The organism is Shewanella sp. SM87, assembly GCF_025653705.1.
GTDB classification, from domain to species: domain Bacteria; phylum Pseudomonadota; class Gammaproteobacteria; order Enterobacterales; family Shewanellaceae; genus Shewanella; species Shewanella oncorhynchi.
On record NZ_JAKKSC010000049.1, the window covers coordinates 1 to 20,467 of the forward strand.

16 protein-coding genes, 1 tRNA gene and 3 pseudogenes are annotated in these 20,467 nt (G+C 43.8%); 8 read left to right on the forward strand and 12 right to left on the reverse strand.

What is annotated here, in order from left to right; genetic code table 11:
- Window positions 1-174, reverse strand: a 174-nt coding sequence (locus tag L5M11_RS22385) for a transposase (protein ID WP_263192006.1), incomplete at its 3' end; no start/stop codon positions are given.
- A 468-nt stretch (window positions 175-642) separates the two neighbouring features.
- On the opposite strand from L5M11_RS22385, the pseudogene L5M11_RS22390 reads away from it, so the two are divergent.
- Window positions 643-1,000, forward strand: a pseudogene (locus L5M11_RS22390) (IS3 family transposase); the annotation flags it as partial.
- 23 nt (window positions 1,001-1,023) lie between these two features.
- Here L5M11_RS22390 and L5M11_RS22395 read toward each other — a convergent pair.
- From L5M11_RS22395 to dnaQ, 5 genes and pseudogenes are all read right to left on the reverse strand, one after another.
- Window positions 1,024-2,099 (reverse strand): annotated as a pseudogene (locus L5M11_RS22395) (ISAs1 family transposase).
- Between the two features lie 77 nt (window positions 2,100-2,176).
- A pseudogene (locus L5M11_RS22400) lies at window positions 2,177-2,476 on the reverse strand (helix-turn-helix domain-containing protein); the annotation flags it as partial.
- A gap of 163 nt (window positions 2,477-2,639) precedes the next feature.
- Window positions 2,640-2,716 (reverse strand) — tRNA-Asp (locus L5M11_RS22405).
- A 390-nt stretch (window positions 2,717-3,106) separates the two neighbouring features.
- Window positions 3,107-4,480, reverse strand: coding sequence for a TIGR03503 family protein (locus L5M11_RS22410; RefSeq protein WP_263193291.1), 1,374 nt, complete (start codon window positions 4,478-4,480; stop codon window positions 3,107-3,109).
- 10 nt (window positions 4,481-4,490) lie between these two features.
- Window positions 4,491-5,219: a DNA polymerase III subunit epsilon gene (gene dnaQ / locus L5M11_RS22415; protein WP_173496648.1), complete on the reverse strand. Its 729-nt coding sequence runs from the start codon at window positions 5,217-5,219 to the stop codon at window positions 4,491-4,493.
- A gap of 70 nt (window positions 5,220-5,289) precedes the next feature.
- On the opposite strand from dnaQ, the gene rnhA reads away from it, so the two are divergent.
- Window positions 5,290-5,760 (forward strand): ribonuclease HI, encoded by a 471-nt coding sequence (rnhA, locus tag L5M11_RS22420; RefSeq protein ID WP_006081489.1) that lies wholly within the window; start codon window positions 5,290-5,292, stop codon window positions 5,758-5,760.
- Between the two features lie 161 nt (window positions 5,761-5,921).
- Here rnhA and L5M11_RS22425 read toward each other — a convergent pair whose 3' ends face one another.
- Complete coding sequence (locus L5M11_RS22425) at window positions 5,922-6,830, reverse strand: LysR substrate-binding domain-containing protein (RefSeq protein ID WP_105252337.1); 909 nt, start codon at window positions 6,828-6,830, stop codon at window positions 5,922-5,924.
- Between the two features lie 33 nt (window positions 6,831-6,863).
- The gene (locus L5M11_RS22430) at window positions 6,864-7,601 is read right to left on the reverse strand and encodes a class I SAM-dependent methyltransferase (protein ID WP_263193293.1); all 738 of its coding nucleotides are present in this window, start codon (window positions 7,599-7,601) and stop codon (window positions 6,864-6,866) included.
- A 154-nt stretch (window positions 7,602-7,755) separates the two neighbouring features.
- On the opposite strand from L5M11_RS22430, the gene gloB reads away from it, so the two are divergent.
- Both gloB and L5M11_RS22440 read left to right on the forward strand, forming a co-directional pair.
- Complete coding sequence (gene gloB, locus L5M11_RS22435) at window positions 7,756-8,547, forward strand: hydroxyacylglutathione hydrolase (protein WP_263193294.1); 792 nt, start codon at window positions 7,756-7,758, stop codon at window positions 8,545-8,547.
- Window positions 8,548-8,779: 232 nt separating this feature from the next.
- Window positions 8,780-10,327 (forward strand): LysM peptidoglycan-binding domain-containing protein, encoded by a 1,548-nt coding sequence (locus L5M11_RS22440; RefSeq protein WP_263193295.1) that lies wholly within the window; start codon window positions 8,780-8,782, stop codon window positions 10,325-10,327.
- Between the two features lie 140 nt (window positions 10,328-10,467).
- Here L5M11_RS22440 and L5M11_RS22445 read toward each other — a convergent pair whose 3' ends face one another.
- The 3 genes from L5M11_RS22445 to L5M11_RS22455 are packed head-to-tail and all read right to left on the reverse strand — an operon-like array spanning window position 10,468 to window position 13,466.
- Entirely contained in the window at window positions 10,468-11,088 is a 621-nt protein-coding gene (locus L5M11_RS22445; RefSeq protein ID WP_173245159.1) for a BsuPI-related putative proteinase inhibitor, read from the reverse strand.
- Window positions 11,088-12,914: an AsmA family protein gene (locus L5M11_RS22450; protein WP_263193296.1), complete on the reverse strand. Its 1,827-nt coding sequence runs from the start codon at window positions 12,912-12,914 to the stop codon at window positions 11,088-11,090. Before L5M11_RS22450 ends, L5M11_RS22445 begins: the two co-directional genes overlap by 1 nt.
- Before the next feature lie 57 nt (window positions 12,915-12,971).
- Window positions 12,972-13,466: a putative 4-hydroxy-4-methyl-2-oxoglutarate aldolase gene (locus tag L5M11_RS22455; protein WP_263193297.1), complete on the reverse strand. Its 495-nt coding sequence runs from the start codon at window positions 13,464-13,466 to the stop codon at window positions 12,972-12,974.
- A 220-nt stretch (window positions 13,467-13,686) separates the two neighbouring features.
- Here L5M11_RS22455 and L5M11_RS22460 point away from each other — a divergent pair, with 220 nt between their 5' ends.
- Window positions 13,687-14,007: a hypothetical protein gene (locus L5M11_RS22460; protein WP_263193299.1), complete on the forward strand. Its 321-nt coding sequence runs from the start codon at window positions 13,687-13,689 to the stop codon at window positions 14,005-14,007.
- Between the two features lie 251 nt (window positions 14,008-14,258).
- On the opposite strand, the gene L5M11_RS22465 is transcribed toward L5M11_RS22460, so the two are convergent.
- Window positions 14,259-16,031 (reverse strand): DUF885 domain-containing protein, encoded by a 1,773-nt coding sequence (locus L5M11_RS22465; protein ID WP_263145860.1) that lies wholly within the window; start codon window positions 16,029-16,031, stop codon window positions 14,259-14,261.
- A 310-nt stretch (window positions 16,032-16,341) separates the two neighbouring features.
- Here L5M11_RS22465 and L5M11_RS22470 point away from each other — a divergent pair, with 310 nt between their 5' ends.
- The 3 genes from L5M11_RS22470 to L5M11_RS22480 all read left to right on the forward strand — a co-directional run bounded on the left by L5M11_RS22470 (window position 16,342) and on the right by L5M11_RS22480 (window position 19,889).
- Window positions 16,342-17,745: a DEAD/DEAH box helicase gene (locus L5M11_RS22470; protein WP_105252329.1), complete on the forward strand. Its 1,404-nt coding sequence runs from the start codon at window positions 16,342-16,344 to the stop codon at window positions 17,743-17,745.
- 61 nt (window positions 17,746-17,806) lie between these two features.
- On the forward strand, window positions 17,807-18,307 hold the full coding sequence (locus tag L5M11_RS22475) for a peptidylprolyl isomerase (RefSeq protein WP_263193301.1): 501 nt from the start codon (window positions 17,807-17,809) through the stop codon (window positions 18,305-18,307).
- A 691-nt stretch (window positions 18,308-18,998) separates the two neighbouring features.
- Entirely contained in the window at window positions 18,999-19,889 is an 891-nt protein-coding gene (locus L5M11_RS22480; RefSeq protein ID WP_263193303.1) for a DMT family transporter, read from the forward strand.
- Window positions 19,890-20,467 lie beyond the last annotated feature (578 nt).

Genomic DNA, 20,467 nt, shown 5'->3' on the forward strand with positions numbered 1-20,467 from the left:
AGGAGTAAGCCCTTTGCGTTCAACCTGAAGTTGCGTTACCCACTTACTGACCGTTGATTTACCTACGTTCATGGCTTTGGCAGCCGCTTCTTGTGTATAGCCTTGGTCAATGACTAATTGGGCAGTTTCGAGTTTAATCGCTGCGCTATATCGAGCACGTTTACTTTTATTCATTTTGTCACCTAAATTCGCTATGAATGAGATCATAACATTTCTTATTAGGTGGCCAAATTCACTATGCCACTACAATAATCAATCCCAGATACTGCGCACTAAGGCGGGGGAATATCAGTTTTAGATGACCGCTACAAGAATACTCCATTCAAGACTTGGATAATGACATGGAATCATCCACTTTTAATCGGCCTTGCAATGGACAAAGATATAATAGGTAGTAATTAAAATTCATCAGAAAGATAACGGGTCCAACTATGAAAATAAATGAAATATTTAGCTAACTTCATAGCGCTATGTGGATAACATTGCCAACATCACTGATTCGAAAAAATGTGCACTGTTCTGGTCTAATCCCATCGTACATTTAATTTTGAGACAGTATAGTCAATAAATTATGAGGTTAATATGAGTCTGAAAAAATAACATAAGAGTTATCCGCAGGCATTTAAAGATGAAGCCGTCTTGATGATGCGAGAACAAAGTTATAGCGTTGCCGATGCGGCAAAGTCTCTTGGAGTTAGCACTACTCCGCTTTACAATAGGAAGGAAAACACCAAGCCCTGCAACAAAGCATCACCTTAGAAGAGTCTGAGCGTGATGAGTTGAAGCGATTGCGTAGAGAAAACAAAGAATAACGTATGGAGAAAGAAATTCTAAAAATACCCAAGGGGCACGCCGAGGCCAGCGCCTTCTTTACGAGAGAAATGAAGTAAAATTTCGTTTCATCAAACTGCAATCCAACCTGTTTCCCTTAGCACTGTTATGTCGAGTAATGAGTGTCAGTCAATCAGGATATTACGATTGGCATAAGCGGCCTGCAAACCAGGGAAAGAGCGTGAATGTTTTTTAAGCATTTATTATTTTATCCAAATACGCTGAATTCATTGCAGCTAGGCGTCTCATGCGGCGAAGACTTAATTTACTCGGTTCTTTTTTGAGAATGTTGACGGTAACCTGCTGCAGCCTTGCGAGATTTTCTGCACCATCGCCTCGGGATATCTGACATGCATCCTCATTCATGATCACATCCAGTCCCCAATGAAGCTGATTTTCAACAGCCCAATGACCGCGTGCGGCGGAGGCTAATTCTTCAGCCGATAATTGGCGGAACTGATGTAGTAACGTGTCTGCAGCGTTCCTTTGCCTTTGTTTACCCGACAACTAATAACTTTGCCAAAGCTGCGTATGGTCGGCAACTTGGCATCAATTAGCTCCGTGGGTGCATCTATAATTTGGTGTTCCCGATATTCTTTTCGGCCATGCTGCGCCTCGATTTCAGTGGTGTTTTCGACATCCTCTGACTGAACGGCAAAGGCCTCTTTTACGCGCTGATGTAAAGCACTTTGATTACCTTTTACGGCTAACAGGAAGTCGGCACCTTATGGTATGCGCAATATCTGCTTGAGTACCCATAGCATCAATGGTGACCTGTGTGCCTTTAATATTCAATAAAGCTAATAATTCAGGGATCTCATTGGACTTCGCATCAGTTTTAAGTTGTCCCATCACCACACCATTGGTGACAGAGAAAGCATTCACCATATGAATAGCGGATTGACGCTCTTCTCAGTTATAAGAACCGCGTAAGGTTTTGCCATCAATGGCAATGACTTGCCTTGGATCAATTGTTGGGTTGCCTGCATCCATGAAATAAAAGCTTGTCGCAACACTTCTGGATCAACTTTGCTGATAATTCGTGCGATAGTGTCATGAACAGGAATACTTTTGCTGAAATAACCATACCTCTTCAGTATTTCCAAGTGGCAATGGCCAAAGTCTTCAATATCTTCCCAGCCCTCAGAGCCACCGATGACCGCCACCACGGTTAGGAACAACACATCGAACAAGGGATAAGTCACTTTGGCGGCCTGTCGGTGGTCTTCAATAAGTTCAAAGTGTTTGGTAAGAGAAAGAAGGCTCATGATCGTGTCTCGGCAAAAGAGAATATAAGATCACAAAGCCGTCAAATTGAGAAGTATTGCCCGTTTGAATGGCTGAAAATTGTTCGCGACCTCACCCTGCCACCCAGTTCAGATAGGCTTTGGTGCTGTACGAACGCTTTGAGCTTGGCTTGCTGTGCAATGGACAATGTCGCAGGACGGCCTGGATTAGGCGTATCGTCTAGACCACTCAAACCTTGAGCTAAATAGGTGGATATCCATCGATTGACACTGGTTCTACTGACCTTGAGCATGCTTGCGATAGCGGTACGAGAATGACCTTCGCTGAAATAGAGCAAGGCAAGATACCGCATACGTTTACGTGCGCTCTTCTCCGATTTCACTAAATAAATATAAATAGTATTTCGTGGCAAAATGCTAAAAATTGACCCTCGGTTAAAATTGAGTTGAGGTCACAAAATGGTCACGTTTTGGTCACAGTCACGAAGAGAGAAATAGGAATATTGGATGAATTAAAATCAAAAAGCCCAAGCTATTTAATAGCTTGGGCTTCATGAATGTTGGCGGAGCGGACGGGACTCGAACCCGCGACCCCCGGCGTGACAGGCCGGTATTCTAACCAACTGAACTACCGCTCCAAATTCTTCCATATCCAAATATTTGACGGGTATCTAACCCACTAACCCCAGCGTGACAGGCCGCTGATGTTAAAATATAGTCTAACCAACTGAACTACAGCTCCAAATCTTTCCATATCTAACTATCTAACGGGTATCTAACCCACTAACTCCAGCGTGACAGGCCGCCGATGTTAAAACAGAACGATAATTCAAAACACTTATCAAGGCTCTGCTTAAGATGCGAAGAATAATACGGTTGAGCCCTGCAGGCGTCAACCGTTTTTTTACTTCGATTTATCATTTGATTAAAAAAAAGCCAAATCAATTGCAGGCCTTGATTTATATCCCAAATATCACTGCAAGGTTCCAGTTCAAAGTCATAAATCAAACACATTAAACAACGCTTGGCTAACGGTCTTTATCTGCCTCATCTGGCATAGTGAGATCGATTTCATCTAATGAAGGCGCTGCGGGTGGATTTGCAGATGCTTCATTCAATAAACGTAACTCCGCGGCAGCTAAGGCCTGCGCCAAACTTTGACGCTTACGCCACACAATTAATCCCACCACGCCTAAGACTAATAAGATAGCGTTGACTGTAATGATCCAGAACATCGCATCTTTCTTCGCAAGCTCTTCTTCCTCTGCCGCTTTTTGTGCAGCAACAGCAGCCAACTCTTCGGCACTTGGTGGTGGTTCTGGTGGTTCAATTAAGTTAAAGAAAAGCTCAGGTAAATCCAGCACGATTTCACGACCAGTGACAGTCGTCGTCGCCACAAAACCTTTAATTCGATAACTACCAAACTCTGTCACTGTGGGTAAATCTAATTCAGAGTCAGGCTCAATGAGACCATTAACAACCAAAGGCAGTTGCAAGCCAGCAGGGCCGACTAACTCAAAGGAAAAATGTGTCTCAGCCAGCTGCAACACTGTCTTATCCACGTGTAACATGACTTTCCATTGCCCTGTTAGCGGATCGTCAGGGGTAATAACTTCTAGATTAATTGGCCGAGGTGACAATTTAAACGGGAATGAAACCTGCCGTTCAAACACATTATTACGTGCCTGCACGACAAACTCATAATCACCCCAAGGCTGCTTTATATTGATATTGCTGGTAAATACACCATCGTCGGGTTTTTCATCGTAATCTTCACCATTGTCTTTATAGGAACCAACAATAATGTCACCCGCGGCAAAGTTTTCATCGCCCGCCTTATGTTTACTCACAAAATGTGCCGTCCATTCGACTAAATAATCTAACCCAGGCATACGCACACGCTGCTCGTCACCCATTAACTGCGCGACAATTTTAACTTGTTCACCTTGGAAGATTGGCTGTGGTAAAGGCTGGACTTCGATTTCGAGTTTAGAGAGCTTCTTAAGGGTTGAACCTGAGACAACCTTGCCCACCAACTGCCAAGGTCCGGGCTGTGGTGACTCAATGTAAATAATATCGCCCGTTATACCATCAACCCACTTAACGGTTGCAGGATGACGATTGGCATACCATTTACTGCCATCGGGTAACACTATGACCACGGGCGCAGAGCCATATTCACGCTCCACTAATAAGGTCATGTTATCGACCATATGATCAATACGAAAACGGTTTTTAAGCTCGGAAGCCGTCTCCAATCCTACAATCGGCGTAGCCTTGGGCGGCTTGACGACTTTTTTAGCGGGATCTAGGTCAGCGGCCAATACACTCGCCACACTTAATAACAGTGTAGTGACAAGAAGGCAAAAAGCTAAAATGGGTTTATGGCGCGACATCGGCATAGTAATTCTTCTATCCTCTCCAGAGGCATTTACCTGATTTTGCGACTAAATCAAGGCGTTGTTCATGCATTGTCAGTTCATCGGCCGATGCGCCAATCACTTTAAGATTAAGTGATTGTGGATCAAAACGTTGAATCCCCCCCGCTTCCTGCCCCGCTTCTTCGTTAGACAAATTAAACTTTGTCTGTCCGCCAGTCATGATCAGATAAACATCGGCGAGGATCTCGGCATCGAGTAATGCGCCGTGGTACTCGCGGCGAGAAGTATCGACGCCGTAACGCTTACAGAGCGCGTCGAGATTGTTTTTCTGGCCGGGATGTAAAAACTTAGCAATCTCTAAGGTATCGAGGATCTGACAAATATCAGCGGTTTTCGGACCACGCGGCTGCAGCAGTGAAAACTCATGATCCATGAAGTTCACGTCGAAGTTCGCGTTATGTGCGACGATTTCAGCGCCATCGATAAAGTTGATAAACTCTTGAGCAATTTGATGGAAACGCGGCTCTTTAGCCACGCGCTCATCGGTAATACCGTGAACGGCGATGGCTTCGGGATCGATTGCTTGACCTGGATTGATATATTGGTGGTAATAACGCCCCGTCAAACGACGGTTCACCACTTCCACACAACCTATCTCGATGATCCTATGGCCTAAATAGATGGCGCCGCTGCCCTGGTTCATACCTGTGGTTTCGGTATCTAAAATAACCTGACGGCTAGCATTAGAGATAATATTCATGTTTTTATGCGCTTCTTATGACAATTTTTAGTTATACTCGGCCGAAATTCCCGGCTATGGTAACAATTTGATGACTGAACTAAAACTGATCCACATCTTCACCGACGGCTCTTGCTTAGGCAATCCCGGTCCTGGCGGCTATGGCATTGTAATGAATTATAAAGGCCATACAAAGGAGATGTCCGACGGTTTTGCGCTCACGACCAATAATCGCATGGAATTGTTAGCCCCAATCATAGCGTTAGAAAGCTTGAAAGAGCCTTGCCAAGTCGTGCTCACCAGCGACAGCCAATATATGCGCCAAGGCATAATGACATGGATACATGGCTGGAAGAAAAAAGGTTGGATGACATCAAACCGTACCCCAGTCAAAAACGTTGACCTATGGAAACGATTAGATAAAGCCTCACAGATGCACACTATCGACTGGCAATGGGTCAAAGGTCATGCAGGCCACGCCGAAAACGAACGTTGCGATGTGTTAGCTCGCACCGCGGCAGAATCTAAACCAACCCAACCCGATTTAGGTTATCAGCCTTAACCCAGTGCCACTCAGTGTAAACTCGCTAAGTGCGAAAAAGTAAGTTCGATGCAATCACGCCTAAGTTAAACATTTGGGCGTGATGATTTATTTCACTACTCACTGTCAGCTCACCGTTAACATTCATGCTCACTATTTATGAGCCATTGCTATCAAACGGCTTATTTTAGTTCCACACCTGCAATATTGAAAAAATTCTCACAAAACAGCACAAAAGCTTGACCTAGGGATGTCGCCTGACGGCTCTTATGGGTGATGCGATAAAACTGCCGCTCGAGTACGAGTCCCTCAATCGTGACTAACGCCAACTCTTTACGACTGATTTCTTTCTCCAGCGCCAACTCAGATAACACCCCAAGCCCAGCACCTTGTTTCACGGCCAATTTAATCGCATCCGGCGTAGTAAAGCAGAATTTAGCCTCCGGCTGCATATCCAACTCATTGGCGGCATTTACAAAATATTCGCGAGTGCCCGATCCTTCCTCACGTAGCACCCAAGACAGGCCTTTAACCGCCGCAGGTTTAACCACTTTCCCCGCCAGAGGATGCGCCGGATGACAAAACACCAGCAGTCTATCCTTATGCCATGCCTCGACACTCAAACGATTGTCAGTGCAATGGCCTTCAATAAAACCCATTTCAGAGCGGAACTGAGCAACCGCTTGGATCACATCTTGAGTATTAGTAATCGCCACATCCACATGGGTTTGAGTATGTTGCTGACAAAATGCCACTGCGGCTTTCGCCATTAGATAATTGCCGATTGTCGAACTGGCACTGATGCTTAAACGCCCAACCAGATCACCACCATGATAAGTAAATGCCTGCTCAATTTGTTCAACACGGTGTAATAGATCCGTTGCCAATGGCAACAATAAATTACCCTGGGAGTTAAGCTGTAATCGATTGCCAATACGTTCAAATAGGCGGGCATTAAGCTGTTTTTCTAATTCAGCCAAGGCCATAGATGTCGCCGGTGGTGATAAATTCACTTGTTCAGCCGCCTTTGCGACTTGGCCGCTACGTGCCACAGCCTCAAATACTGCCAGTTGTCTTAAGGTTATCCGCATATAAAAACCTGTACTTAAAATGGAAATGGCTTATCAGTTTTCCGAATGCTCTGATAAATGCCCCGAACGACCCGCTGTCGGCGCCGTGGTCCAATTTGTCTGCCGCACCTTACGTTTATCGCGAATAGGTGTGAGTGGCGACTCGAGTTTACGTGCCACAATCAAATACAAACTGCCCGCGCTAGGAAGCCATGACGCTAAACTCTGTTGAAAAAATCTACCTTGGGTAAACTCGCCCATTAAGGGGTGATAGACCAAACGCTCATCCCCCACCACTTGATAACCTAATAAACCTAACCAATCTCGCACCCTCGAAGGCATAAAAAAACGGCCATTCCAAGGAAGACAATCCTGATACTTAGGCCATAACTTACCCAAAAATACTGGACTCAAGGGATTAAATCCGACGATAAAAAGATAGCCTCCGGCGATGAGTACCCGATCGGTTTCACGAAGAATACGGTAAGGATCGGGTTCAAATTCGAGCAATAGACTCATCACCACCGCATCTATCGCCGCATTCTGCAGGGGTAAATGACAAAAATCGCCTTCAATCGAGGCGCCTTTGGATGGCGAGAGTGAAAAATGATGGGCGATTGGCGATGCCATGCTCGACAATTCGGCACTCAAAGGCCCTAACTTTAATAAATGATAACCAAAGACTCTTGGCCACCAATCTTCAAGCTGTTTAGCGACAGCTTGCTGTAGTGCCTCACCATTGGGTAGGTCACTCCATTGTTCGGGCTTGAGCTCAGTACTAAAATGCGACACAGAGTTCCTCCGTTAGTTGGGTAGACAAGTATCCAATTGGGTCAAAGATGACCAACATTCTGCCACAGGGCAAAAGCGGCAAAGGTCGCCAAGGGCCGTTCACTCATGGATAATACCTTTATCTTCAAATTGAAATACAGACATAGGCGGTTCTATGCTCACTATAACAGCGATCAAAGCCTTTAATGACAATTATATCTGGGTGTTACAGCAACAGCCCCATACTCAGGTTTATGTTGTCGATCCCGGCGATGCAAGTGTGGTCATTGACTACCTGCAAGCCAATCAACTCACGCTAGCGGGTATTTTACTGACCCACCACCACAATGACCATACGGGTGGCGTAGCAGCGCTTCAAGCCTATAGTCATAATAGACTCACGGTTTATGGCCCAGATAATGAGAAGATCGAAGGCATCACACATCCACAGCACGCAAAAGCCAAGCCCAGATTCACACTAGAGTATCTCAGCGCTGAGCTGCAAGTCTTAGATGTACCTGGCCACACAGCAGGACATATAGCCTACGTTGTTGAAGATGCCTTATTTTGCGGTGACACCCTGTTTAGCGGCGGCTGCGGACGCTTATTTGAAGGCACGCCAGCGCAAATGCACAACTCACTACAGCAACTTGCCCAGCTTCCCGCCGACACTCGGGTTTATTGTGCCCATGAGTACACACTTTCAAACCTCAAATTTGCCCTCGCGGTCAATCCCAACAATCGCGAGCTCCAAGACTATAACGAACGCGCGATGCAGTTACGTCGCCAAGACAAAGCGACTATTCCCTCCACCATCGCTTTAGAGCGTGCCATCAATCCTTTTTTACGCCCTAGCGACACTGAAATTGTCGATAACATAAAACAGCATTTTAGCGGTCTAAATCACGCAAATTTAGACGAACTCAGCGGTTTTACCTTACTCAGACAGTGGAAAGATAATTTTTGATCACAAAAGCAATATTATAGATTGAAATTCAAACAGTTTTTCTCATTTTTGATGATGTAAGTCAAAAATGGCCTTACATTATGTACGATAATTAAGGGACAAGATCGAAAAGATCCCATAGAATGGCTCGTTTTGCGTGAAAACTTTGCGCGCTGCGTTGTCTTTATCTTCATATAAAACATACTGTTACTATAAAGAAAAGCGATGCACTAACAGAGGACTACCGTTTTCAATGAGAGTATCACTTTATGTTGTTGTAGGGGGATTTGCCCTACTCACAGGCTGTCAAACATTAGACAACCATGGCGTTAACCAAACAGAAGTTGAAGCCGTCACAACCGAAAATACAGTCCCAGAATATTACCTCGCAACCGAGGCTCCATCGGCGCAAATTACCGATGTGTGGGAGCGAATTCGTCAAGGCATGCAGTTACCGGTTCCAGATCAAAAATTGGTGAATCAATACCGTGATTGGTACATCAAAAATCCACAGCATCTGGCGATCATCTCGGAACGTGCTGCACCTTATATGTACATGATTGTAGAAGAACTTGAAAAGCGTCATCTTCCTATTGAGATAGCTTTGTTACCCATAATTGAAAGCGCCTTTGATCCTTCCGCATCATCGACTGGCGCGGCATCGGGTCTGTGGCAATTTACCACACCTATGGCCAGTCATTTCGGTTTAGAAATGAACTGGTGGTATGACGGTCGCCGTGATGTCCCCGCATCAACGACTGCGGCGCTCGATATGCTGGAATACCTCTACGATAAAACCAATAACAATTGGCTTTATGCTATTGCTGCCTATAACTCGGGTGAATCACGGGTGCTCAATGCAATCAAACGTAACGAGAAAAAAGGCTTAAAAACGGATTTTTGGTCATTGGATTTGCCCAGAGAGACGGAGCGCTATGTGCCGCAACTGCTCGCACTGGCAGAAGTCATTAAACACGCTGATGAATATGGTATTTCTTTAGCGCCAATTGACAACAATCCGACTATTGAAGTGGTTGATATTGATAGCCAAATTGATTTAGCCATGGCGGCAGGTTTTGCCAATATGACCACGCTTGAGTTACAAAAACTCAACCCAGGTTATAACCGCTGGGCTACATCGCCACTTGGTCCGCACACCTTAGTGCTACCAATTGATAAATCGGAAGAATTTAAAAAAGCGCTCGCTGAAACAGAAACCGAAGATAGGATCAGCTGGTTACGTTACACGATCAAATCTGGCGATAGCATTGGCAAGATTGCTACGCAGCACCATACGACCGTTGCCGCTATTCGCGCCGCTAACGGCATGAAAAGCAACACGATCGTCGCAGGCAAGCATTTGATTATTCCTGTCGATGCGCAAGACAAGCAGCTTTATGCCCTGTCAACTAAGCAGCAATTGCCGAAAAAATCACATGCTGCAGTTGAATCAACAAAAATTGCTTATCAGGTTAAGTCAGGAGACACACTCTCAGAAATAGCCCAAGCCCATAAAGTGACGGTGAAACAACTCAGCACTTGGAACAAATTGGCTAAGAATAGCAAGATACAAAACGGTCAGAAGTTAGTGATCTTAGCACCAAAGGAGCTTGAGCAAACCGCACAAATTCGTACTGTCAGTTACAAGGTAAAATCCGGTGATTCACTTGCCCGTATCGCCAATAAATTTAACGTAACTGTTGCCGAGCTACTCGAGTGGAATAGCCTAGCGCAATCACAGTATTTACAACCAGGCCAAGTGATCAAATTAGTGGTTGATGAAACTAAGTTGAGTGCGTAAGGACTACACTGGCACATAGTTCGAACGGATTAGTGCTATAAATCCTAAGCAAAATTGAGCCATAGATAACAAAAAGGCAGCAACCCTATCGGATTGCTGCCTTTTTCTATTACGGGCTTTCTCTATTATGAGAGGCGACGTTATTCCATCGTCAGTAATAAGACAACGGGCGCCATAACAACGGCATCAGACTCTAACGCTTTAGCGGCAAAATGCGCTTCTAAGCGAGCACCATTTGCAGGTATTCCTGCAAATGCTTTGGGCGGAATACTAAATGAAGTCGTGATCACTTTCCCTGCCGCCAATTGGCTATCACGTAATGCTTGGGTAAACATCATATCATCCGACCAAGCCCACAGACGTTTGCCCTCTTGCGTTACCAACCACAAATCCGCCGTCATCCCAGAGTTATAACGTAGGCCGACAGCATAGGTTTGTGGATTTGTCACAGTCAATGTCGCCTTAACCGACTGCTTAAAATCGATAAAAGGTTCTAGAGTTAATTCGCCGCGAAGCAAGCCTTGTGCCTTTTCTGCCATCACAGGTTCAGCCTTTAATGTCGGAGTGCTTTTAAGCCCAGAAACATCGAGCGCCAGATCGGCAGCGCGAATAATCTCAGGCTGAACGGCCGCAGCTGTTGTAGTCTCACCCTTGGTTGACTGACTCGTGTCAGCGGCTTCGGGCGCCGAACACCCAACAAGTTGCCCGCCGACAAAAGCACTCGCGCAAACAAGTAATGCGTAACGCGTTGAAGCAACCATTAAAAACCGCCTAGTTTTTTCAATAAGGAGTCTTTTAATTTTTCCTTAGCTTTGTCGGTTTCTTCCTTAAGCTGATTATTCAGTAAGGCTTTAGTATCCAAAGCATATTCAGGTTTTTGGAAAGTGCCTGTAATGGCGAGCGGAATATCAACTCCAGCCAGCGCATCTTTGTCGCTACCGCCCTGACCCTTCAATGAATTCACTAGGCTAGCGGTTAGTCTGTAGTCCAAGGCTTCAGTCAATAAATTCGCAGTGCCTTTACCATCCAAACGCAGTAAAGGCGAAGACAAGGCAAGATCTGGATTCGTAGCAACGCCATTATCCAGCGAGAAACTGCCCGTCAGACTCGAGAAGTCAGTTTTGCGCTCCGCCTTCGTTTCTGGCGATAAGTCGCCCTTTAACTTAGCTTGGGCGCTGCGGATCATCTGTGGAATATTTACCCCGTACAGAGCACCGTCATTAATATCAAAATGACCATTCGCTAACAGGTTTTTCTTTAACTGCTCAGGGATCAAACTCTTACCTTTCCCCTTCACATCAAAGTTGGCTGTACCCGCCAGTAAATCCACATCCGCTGCATCTTTGAGCAAAGGACGAATTTGTACGCCCGTCACTTTTTTATCAAATTGATAACTCGCCACAGCTTGACGAGCATCAACCTGAGCGCTCACCAGCAACTGACCTTGATATAAATCCGCATTCAATTTCGTCAGATCTAACACGCCATTTTTAATGCCCACATCCATTAACCAATTTTGAGTCGACAGATTCGCGACCTTAATAGACTTAACAGTCAACTTGAGTTTTACATCAAGCTGCTTAAGGGCTGAGAGATCAGGCTCAACTGCCTGAGTGTTTGCTGCTGGCGCTTGTTCAGCGGTGGCGGTGGCCTCTGTTTTAGGTAACAGTGTATCTAAATCAATATCGCCAACTTGAAAATCAGCATTAATTTGTGGAATTTTCGTACCATAATTAACACCTACTTTACCCGCAGCGGTAATGCTCGCCGCGGTAAGCTGCGCAATATCGACGGACAATTGCTGTTTATCAAGGGCGATTTGAGTTGCTAAGCTGACAGATGTTTCGAGTTTCTTGTTCGGAATACTCTCACCTTCCACCACAGTATCAATTTTCAGCCCATTGATAACGAGTTGTTTAAAGTCTCGACTGAGTTTTAGTTCACCTTTAGCTTCGCTACTTATCGTCATATCCGGCATAGTTGCACTGAATTCAAAGGCGATAGGCGCAAATTTATCTAAGGAGAACTCCCCTAGGGTGAAGCTACTTAAGGTAAAGACTTGATTCTGCTTATTAGCTTCGTCAATCATATTAATTTGGGTATTGGTGATAGAAATGCCACCAATATTAATGTCGTTAAGTTTGGCATTCGATGAGGATTCGACGGCAGCTGGAGACGCAGTTTTTGGGCTATTATCACCGCTCAACCCATCGAAACTGCTAGTGCCATTCTTACGAGTCACTAAATTAATGGTTGCGCCATCAATACTCAGCTCCGCGATTTCAATTTGCTGACTAAACAATGGCATCAACGCCACTTCGGCAACGGCTTTGTTGACTTCTAACATAGCCTTAGGGATAAAGCCTTCAGGATTAGATAAAGACACGCCCCCTAAATTAATGCCGATAACAGGGAAAAAGGTCCAGGATAAATCGTCAGTAATGACTAATTCACGACCCGTTTGTTTTTTTACGGCATCGACTATTTCAGGTTTAAAATCATTAGGGTCGAAAAAGACGGTGAGATAAACGGTGACTAAAAGAATGAGCGTCACCATTAAGGCTAAGAGCCACTTAATGAATTTCATATAAATATCCTTATCAAAAACAACTTGAATTTATAGCAACTAATGCATTTAGAAATGTTAATTTAAAAATGCAAAGTTCAACATTTCATCACTTACTGCAATACCATTTTCATCGGCATAGAGCATCATACCGGGCTTAACCGTCACGCCCCCCATATCCACAGCCACATTAATTTGGCCTTGACCTAACTTTTCGGTTTTTATCGGCATAGCCCCTAAGGCAAAGACACCTAAGCTGAAAGTATTTAATCTCGCCACATCGCGAACACAACCATTAATCACTATCCCTTGCCAACCATTATCTAAGGCGCTCTGCGCTATGAGGTCACCTAACAATGCGCGGCGCAGAGAACCGCCGCCATCGACAACGAGCACTTTTCCATGCCCATCCTGTGCAAGTTTCTCTTTTACCTTTGAATTATCCTCGAAGCACTTTACTGTGACTATCTCGCCCCAGAAGAGCCGTTTACCACCAAAGGGTTTAAATGCAAGGGGAAGTAACTGTAATTTAGACGGATAGTGGTCGAATAAATCTGGTAGTAGATCAAGCATTTGAATCTCCATGATAGTCTATAACTTTAGACTACTCATAATTGTAGACCCCGACAAGGTCAAAGCAAAAATCAGCGGAATTTTTTATTTCATTTTAACGTGCAAAGGCTTGGTGTATATTGGCATAAGCATTATAATCTGCGATAGTTAACGTCCTATGACACTCTTTAAAGTTTCATAAATTTGTTCCCACACCTCTTTGTTATAAAGCGAAAACCAAATGACAACTGATCTTGATTTACAGAGCGCAATCGCAGCTCTTGATGAGTATGGATATGATAAGAAAGTCTCAACGGATCTTGAGCAAGCACGTAACAAGCAACAAATGGGTAAATATATTAAATCTCTCGACTATAATTTACGTCGATTATTGATATTACAAGAAACCGTTAATGAGTTAGTTGAAGAAAAGAAACATCAATTAGCTCAGCAAGAGAATATTCAAACCTACAAAACAAAAATCATTAACTTGTCTAGAGAATTTAACATTTCTTACGATGAAGTATTAGCGCTGATGGCATCATCTAAATCTAAGAAGTAAGTTTATCGCCATTGTGCTCTATCACCACGCAGTGAAATTGTTTGATTAACATCTGCATATGCCATATAACGAAATATATACTTTTTCGGTTATATGGCAGAATTTTTGGCTTTTCATTATTCGCACAGTGTTAACGATTTCATTTCATAAGTAACAATGCCAACTTATGTTAAGCTCACACTATACCTGTCTAGCTATTTGGCATAAAAAAGCAGAGCCTAAGCTCTGCTGATTTATATCAATATGCGAACTTATTTGCTCTGCATTAATTGGCGAATATATTTCACTGGTGCACTACCATAACTCAAGAATGTTTCGTGGAAAGTTTTAAGGTCAAAATCTTTACCTTGCGATTTTTTGTATTCTTCACGGAAATCATAGATTTCTCGATAACCTGAATAGTAACTCGTCAGTTGCACTTGACTAAGTGTCGCACGGCGCCACTTGCCTTCGGCTTCAGCTTGCTGTTGGAAGGCTTCATTCATCATCAGGGCAATAGCTTGGTCTTCGGTCATGCCTTTCACATGAATGCTATAATCCAAAATCGTGTTACAGATAACACGTAAATTCCACTTGTAGTACATCAACCACATTTCAGGCTCAAAATTTCCATAGCCTTCTTCTAACATCATACGCTCGGTATAAACCGCCCAACCTTCAACCATAGCGCCATTGCCAAATAAACTTTTCACTAAACTCGGAGATTGATTAGAATAAACGAGTTGAGTGTAGTGCCCTGGGATGGCTTCATGAATATTGAGGATTTGCAGGATCCAGTGATTATATTCACGTAAGTAACTCTCGGCAGACTCATCACTCATGCCATCGAGCGGCGTCACGTTATAATAAGTATTACCTGACTTCTCATAGGGTCCAGGCGCACTAATTGATGCACCGGCATAACCACGCATATATTCGGGCGTTTCACGGACAACGAGTGGTTTTTTAGGATCTAATGTGACTAGTTTTTTCTTATTTACAAATTCAATCAGCTCTGGAATTTGCTTACGCACTTCATTCACGAATTCATCGCGCTGAACATGCTGAGTCGATAATTTATCGATTAATTGGCGAATGGCGAGCTTACTGTCAGCAGGCTTTGGCATAGTAAAATATTTAGGCCATAACTTATCGGTAATTTTAGCCATTTCTCCTTGAACACGCTCTTTATCGGCTACGGCTTTTTGATATAGCTGTTTCGCCGTCATCCCCGCTTGGATATCAAAGGCAAATTTTTGCTCATATAACGCCTCGCCAATTCTAAAACTACGTGCTCCATCTTTTTTAAGTTGAACCACTAATTTGTCTAACCAAGCGATATGGCCGTTAATCGCGGCAGTTGCTGCATCGAAACGCGTTTTAAATAACGCTTTTTCCGCATCAGTCAGACCAGAGTCGGCGACCTGTTTTAATAAGTCATCGGAAAAAACCGAAAATGCACCTTGATTCTGCAGCACTGCTAACTCAGAGTGCTCCAATGTTGGTTTGCTAATGTTCGCCTGCGCAGCAGCATAATAAGCTGGCACATTTTCTAAACGCGCTAATACCGAACGTAATCTGTCATCTAATGGAGCGAAATTTTCATTGATGATTTGGGCAAAACCGCCCGATACGTTGTAACTTGAAGGATCCCACTGCCAAGATTTAAAACTGTCAATTTCCCATGCCATACTACCGAGTAAATTGTCGATCAGATGGTAATCAATCAGTTCATTCGGCGTTAGCGACTTTTGCTCGAACTGAGTCACTTGCGCTTGCTGAGCTTTCACAAACGCTAAGGTCTTTGCTCGACCTGCTGCATCGGGGATTTCAAGGTAACCATCGTTAACATGCTTGCCACTGTATAAGGCCCAAGTCGGTGACAATTCCCACAATGAATCAATAAAGGATGCTGAAAATTGCTCAAATGAGTGGGCTTTAATTTCAGGTGCGACCACGGGCGCGATTTGACTCGTATGGGACTGACAACCAGCAAGGCTGGCCAGCGATAGCACTATCGCAAGGGAAATAGCGTTTTTTTTCATTATTATGGGTCCTTTGTTGAGATTTATCAGGCATACAAAAGTTACCTCAGTTAATCATATTGTCCCAATAATTGCAGCTATGTTAGCCATGAATACATGCGCGGTTACAAAATTGTAAGTTCTAAATATTTTTCCGCCTATCATTCGCCTATTCGACGTTTAAGCCCCTCTTTACCAAACACACACAAATAATGATAATCGCCTATTCTGTTTCACCTCCTGCTATAATATCGCCCTACTCCACTGTTCATGCTTTAGCGTAACAGTTTGCTTATACATTATTGACCTGACCCTTTACCTGAGACATTCAATGCCATTTTCCAAACTTGGATTAAGCGATCCGATTTTAAGAGCCATCACTGAGCTCGGCTATTCACAACCTACTCCGATCCAAGAAAAAGCCATTCCGGTGATCTTGAAAGGCAAAAACCTGCTTGCTGGCGCGCAAACAGGTACAGGTAAAACCGCCAGTTTTGTGTTGCCAATACTGCAAATGTTCGCCGAGATGCCGAAAATCCGTGCTAAACGCGTTCGTGCATTAATCTTAACACCAACCCGCGAATTGGCCGTTCAGGTAGAAGACAATATTGCCAAGTACGCAAAATACCTGCCGCTGACGTCTATGGCCATGTATGGTGGCGTGGATTCCGCACCGCAGAAACAACGTCTTATTGAAGGCGTCGATATTCTGGTGGCAACACCCGGTAGATTGCTCGATATGTACACCCAAAGAGCGATTCATTTCGATGAAATCTCGGTATTAGTCCTAGATGAAGCCGATAGAATGCTCGATATGGGATTTATCGAAGACATCAATAAGATCATCGAACGTCTGCCAACAGAACGCCAAAATCTGTTGTTTTCGGCAACCTTATCTAAGCAAGTGCGCTTTTTAGCGAAAACAGCGGTTGAAAACCCAGTCGAAATTGAAATTGCCCGCGACAGCGCAAACGCACCGCAAATCGACCAATGGTTGATCACTGTCGATAAAGATAAAAAGTCGGCACTGTTAAGCAAACTCATCACTGAACAAGCGTGGGAACAGGCACTGATCTTTATCCAGACGAAACAAGGCGCCGCCAAACTGGTTAGTCAACTCGAAAAACGTGGCATTGCCGCCGAAGCCATTCACAGCGGTCGCAGCCAAGCGGTACGCGAGCAATTATTAGTGGATTTTAAATCTGGCAAACTACGCTTTTTAGTCGCGACTGGCGTTGCTTCCCGCGGTATCGATATCGACGCCCTCACCCGTGTGGTCAATTATGATTTGCCCGATGAAGCCGATGATTATATTCACCGTATCGGCCGAACCGGTCGTGCTGGCGCCTGCGGCGAAGCCATCTCCTTTGTTTCTAAAGATGATTTTAGGAATCTATGTGCTATCGAGCGCCGTCTAGGTCACCTCATAGTGCGTAAAGAAATTGAAGGCTTTGTGCCGAACAAAGAAGTGCCTGTGTCTATTCTCGATTTTGTGCCCAAAAATACTACGCCAAAAACCTTTAAAGCTCGGGCACCTGAGGCCAGATCCTCGCGCCCCGCGAAAGAAGGCTCCTTTGAAACCGCCCATGCGAAAAAGCATCGCAGCGCGAAATCAAAGCCAGAGGTTAAAGCCAATGTAACACGGCCGCAATCTATTCAGACTGACAATGGTAACGAGACAACGGGTCGCAGCGCGCCCTTTAATCCGTGGAATAGCGGCCCTAAAACCAAGTAATGACTCAGTACAAGTCGTGACTTATTAGATATAAAAACTCATTAAGATAGAAGATATTAGCATGATTACATTTAGCACAAATCTAGGTGACATCACTATAGAACTCGATTTTGAACATGCGCCTGTCAGTTCAAAAAACTTTGTCCGCTATTGTGAAGAAGGCTTCTTTGAACACACGATTTTTCACCGAGTGATCAAAGGCTTTATGATCCAAGGCGGCGGGTTTACCGCAAAAATGAAGGAAAAACCGACCCACGAGCCTATTGTTAACGAAGCCAACAAAGGCCTAAGTAACACCATAGGCACAATCGCGATGGCTCGCACCGATGCGCCTCACTCGGCCACCGCGCAATTCTTCATCAACACAGCCAATAATGACTTTTTAGACCATACTGCCACCACCAATAACGGTTGGGGCTACGCGGTATTTGGTAAGGTTACGGCGGGAATGGACATTATCCAGCAAATTGAGAAAGTCAAAACCACCACGGTCGCTGGCCACGAAGACGTGCCCCGTGAACCTATCATCATCGAGAAAGTAACGATTAATACCCAGAGTTAATTTTTAAAACAATAAGACTTTTTCGTTAATATGATTAATCGCGCAGTTTTAATTGAGCGATTAATCATTTCCCCAAAGTTATTTAGTTAACTTTTCTGTACGATTCAACGCAATTTCATTTTATATAAACCTAAAAACACTAAATCCCCAATACAAAATCACTTAGTGTAAAATCAACTGATGGATTATTTAATCGTTCCGATTATTGACTTAAGACTACTACATATAAAATCAACCTCACAATATAGGCTTCTTTCAAACAATATAGACCTCTTTCAAACAATGTTACTCATCATAAAAGCTGAAAAACAGCAGCACACCCCTGACATCAATATCTTAGACTAGCCGCACAAGTTGATAATATTAAAACGATACACCAACCATAATCCTTATGGTAAAAAGAGGCTTAACTTGCCATCTGATATAGATGAAAAAACCATTTCTGTATCTATTATCGTTTCTTGCTAATGCTTATTATCCCTATTTATTTTTAAGCCAGAATAATTACTAACTTAAGCAGCGAATCCTATTCAGATAAGCAGAGAAAGCTTGCTATAGTGATCAGTAAATGATGTTTCTATTGGATTCTAATAAGCTATATCGTAACTTCTGTGCCTTTGTTGATGAAACCAGAACTCTCATGACAAAACTTTTGACTAGAGATAGCGTCTAAGCATTTAGAGAATTTATTTTGAATAATAGAAAAGGTAGTCTGTTTATGGTTGCTGCGATGGCAGCATTTTCTATTGAAGACATGCTGATCAAATCCGCAGCAGAAACCACCTCTATCGGCCTCATTTTAGCGCTATTTGGCCTAGGTGGAATGTTGATTTTTATACTGTTAACCTGGCGAAAGGGTGAAACTGTGCTTCATCCTGCCGTCTTGTCTACCCCCATATTAATACGTGCACTATGTGAAATCGTCGGCCGATTCTGTTTTGCTTTAGCCATCACGTTAACGCCACTCTCAAGTGCATCCGCTATTTTGCAAGCCACACCTTTAATCGCCATGCTTGGCGCGGCATTGTTGTTCGGTGAACAAGTGGGTCACAAGAGATGGCTTGCAGTATTGATTGGTTTTATGGGCGTGCTGATGATCATTCGTCCAGGACTTGATGGTTTTGAGGCCACATCTTTATTCGCCGTTATCGCTACCTTAGGTTTTGCAGGACGCGATTTAGCAACACGCGCAGCCTCTCCCGTGTTATCTAATATGCAGCTTGGAGTGTATGGTTTTTTTGTGTTGATTCCGACAGGCTTAGCGATACTGATTTACCAAAATGAAGCAATACAGTTTAGTGCTACCGCAGCAATACAGATAATTGGAGCAATCGTCTTTGGTGTAATGGCTTATAATGCGCTGACAATCGCTATGCGCACTGGAGATGTATCGGTAGTAAGCCCCTTTCGTTATACACGTTTACTCTTTGCCTTAGCTTTAGGAATATTTATATTTGGAGAATCCCCAGATTTGCTGACTATTCTGGGAAGCCTACTCATAGTATTAAGTGGCGGCTATACCTTAGTTCAAGCGCGTAAAAGAATGACGACGAATAACATACCTAATGCTGAAAAAACCTAAGGACTCACTAAGAATGGCTAATCGTATCTCTGAAATGATGGGTTTTAGTGAGGATAATAACGGACTAGAACACCCTGAAATGGTCCCAAATAGGTCCCAGAGCAGCAAAGGGAATCAGTAAGATACTGATTCCCTTTGTTTTAATTTGGCGGTGAGAGAGGGAGTCGAACCCTCTAAAGTACCGTATTAGCGCCATTTATGTGGCTTTCGGAGGGTCTGTGAGGGTCTATAAGAACCTGTTTGGATCCCAAAAAGTTCCCAAAGAGATCCCACTCGGGATCTTCTTAACACTCAGAAAAAAATTTTAAATTCACACAGATGTTTTGCACAAAACTGAACCATTGAATCCCCAAATACGACAATTTATCACACCATGTTTCTAGTTATTCAGGACATACTTTCCTGCAAAGCGAGAAACCACGATGATGCAATCGACTGCGTTTGAACAACAAGCCCACAATCTGCTGATGGTCTTCGAATTGATGACCTATGTAATTAAAAAAGAGATGCCTGATAGCAACACCTTTTCTTACGAGGACAACGTTGAGCAAGAAATACTCCTGCACATGCTTAAACAA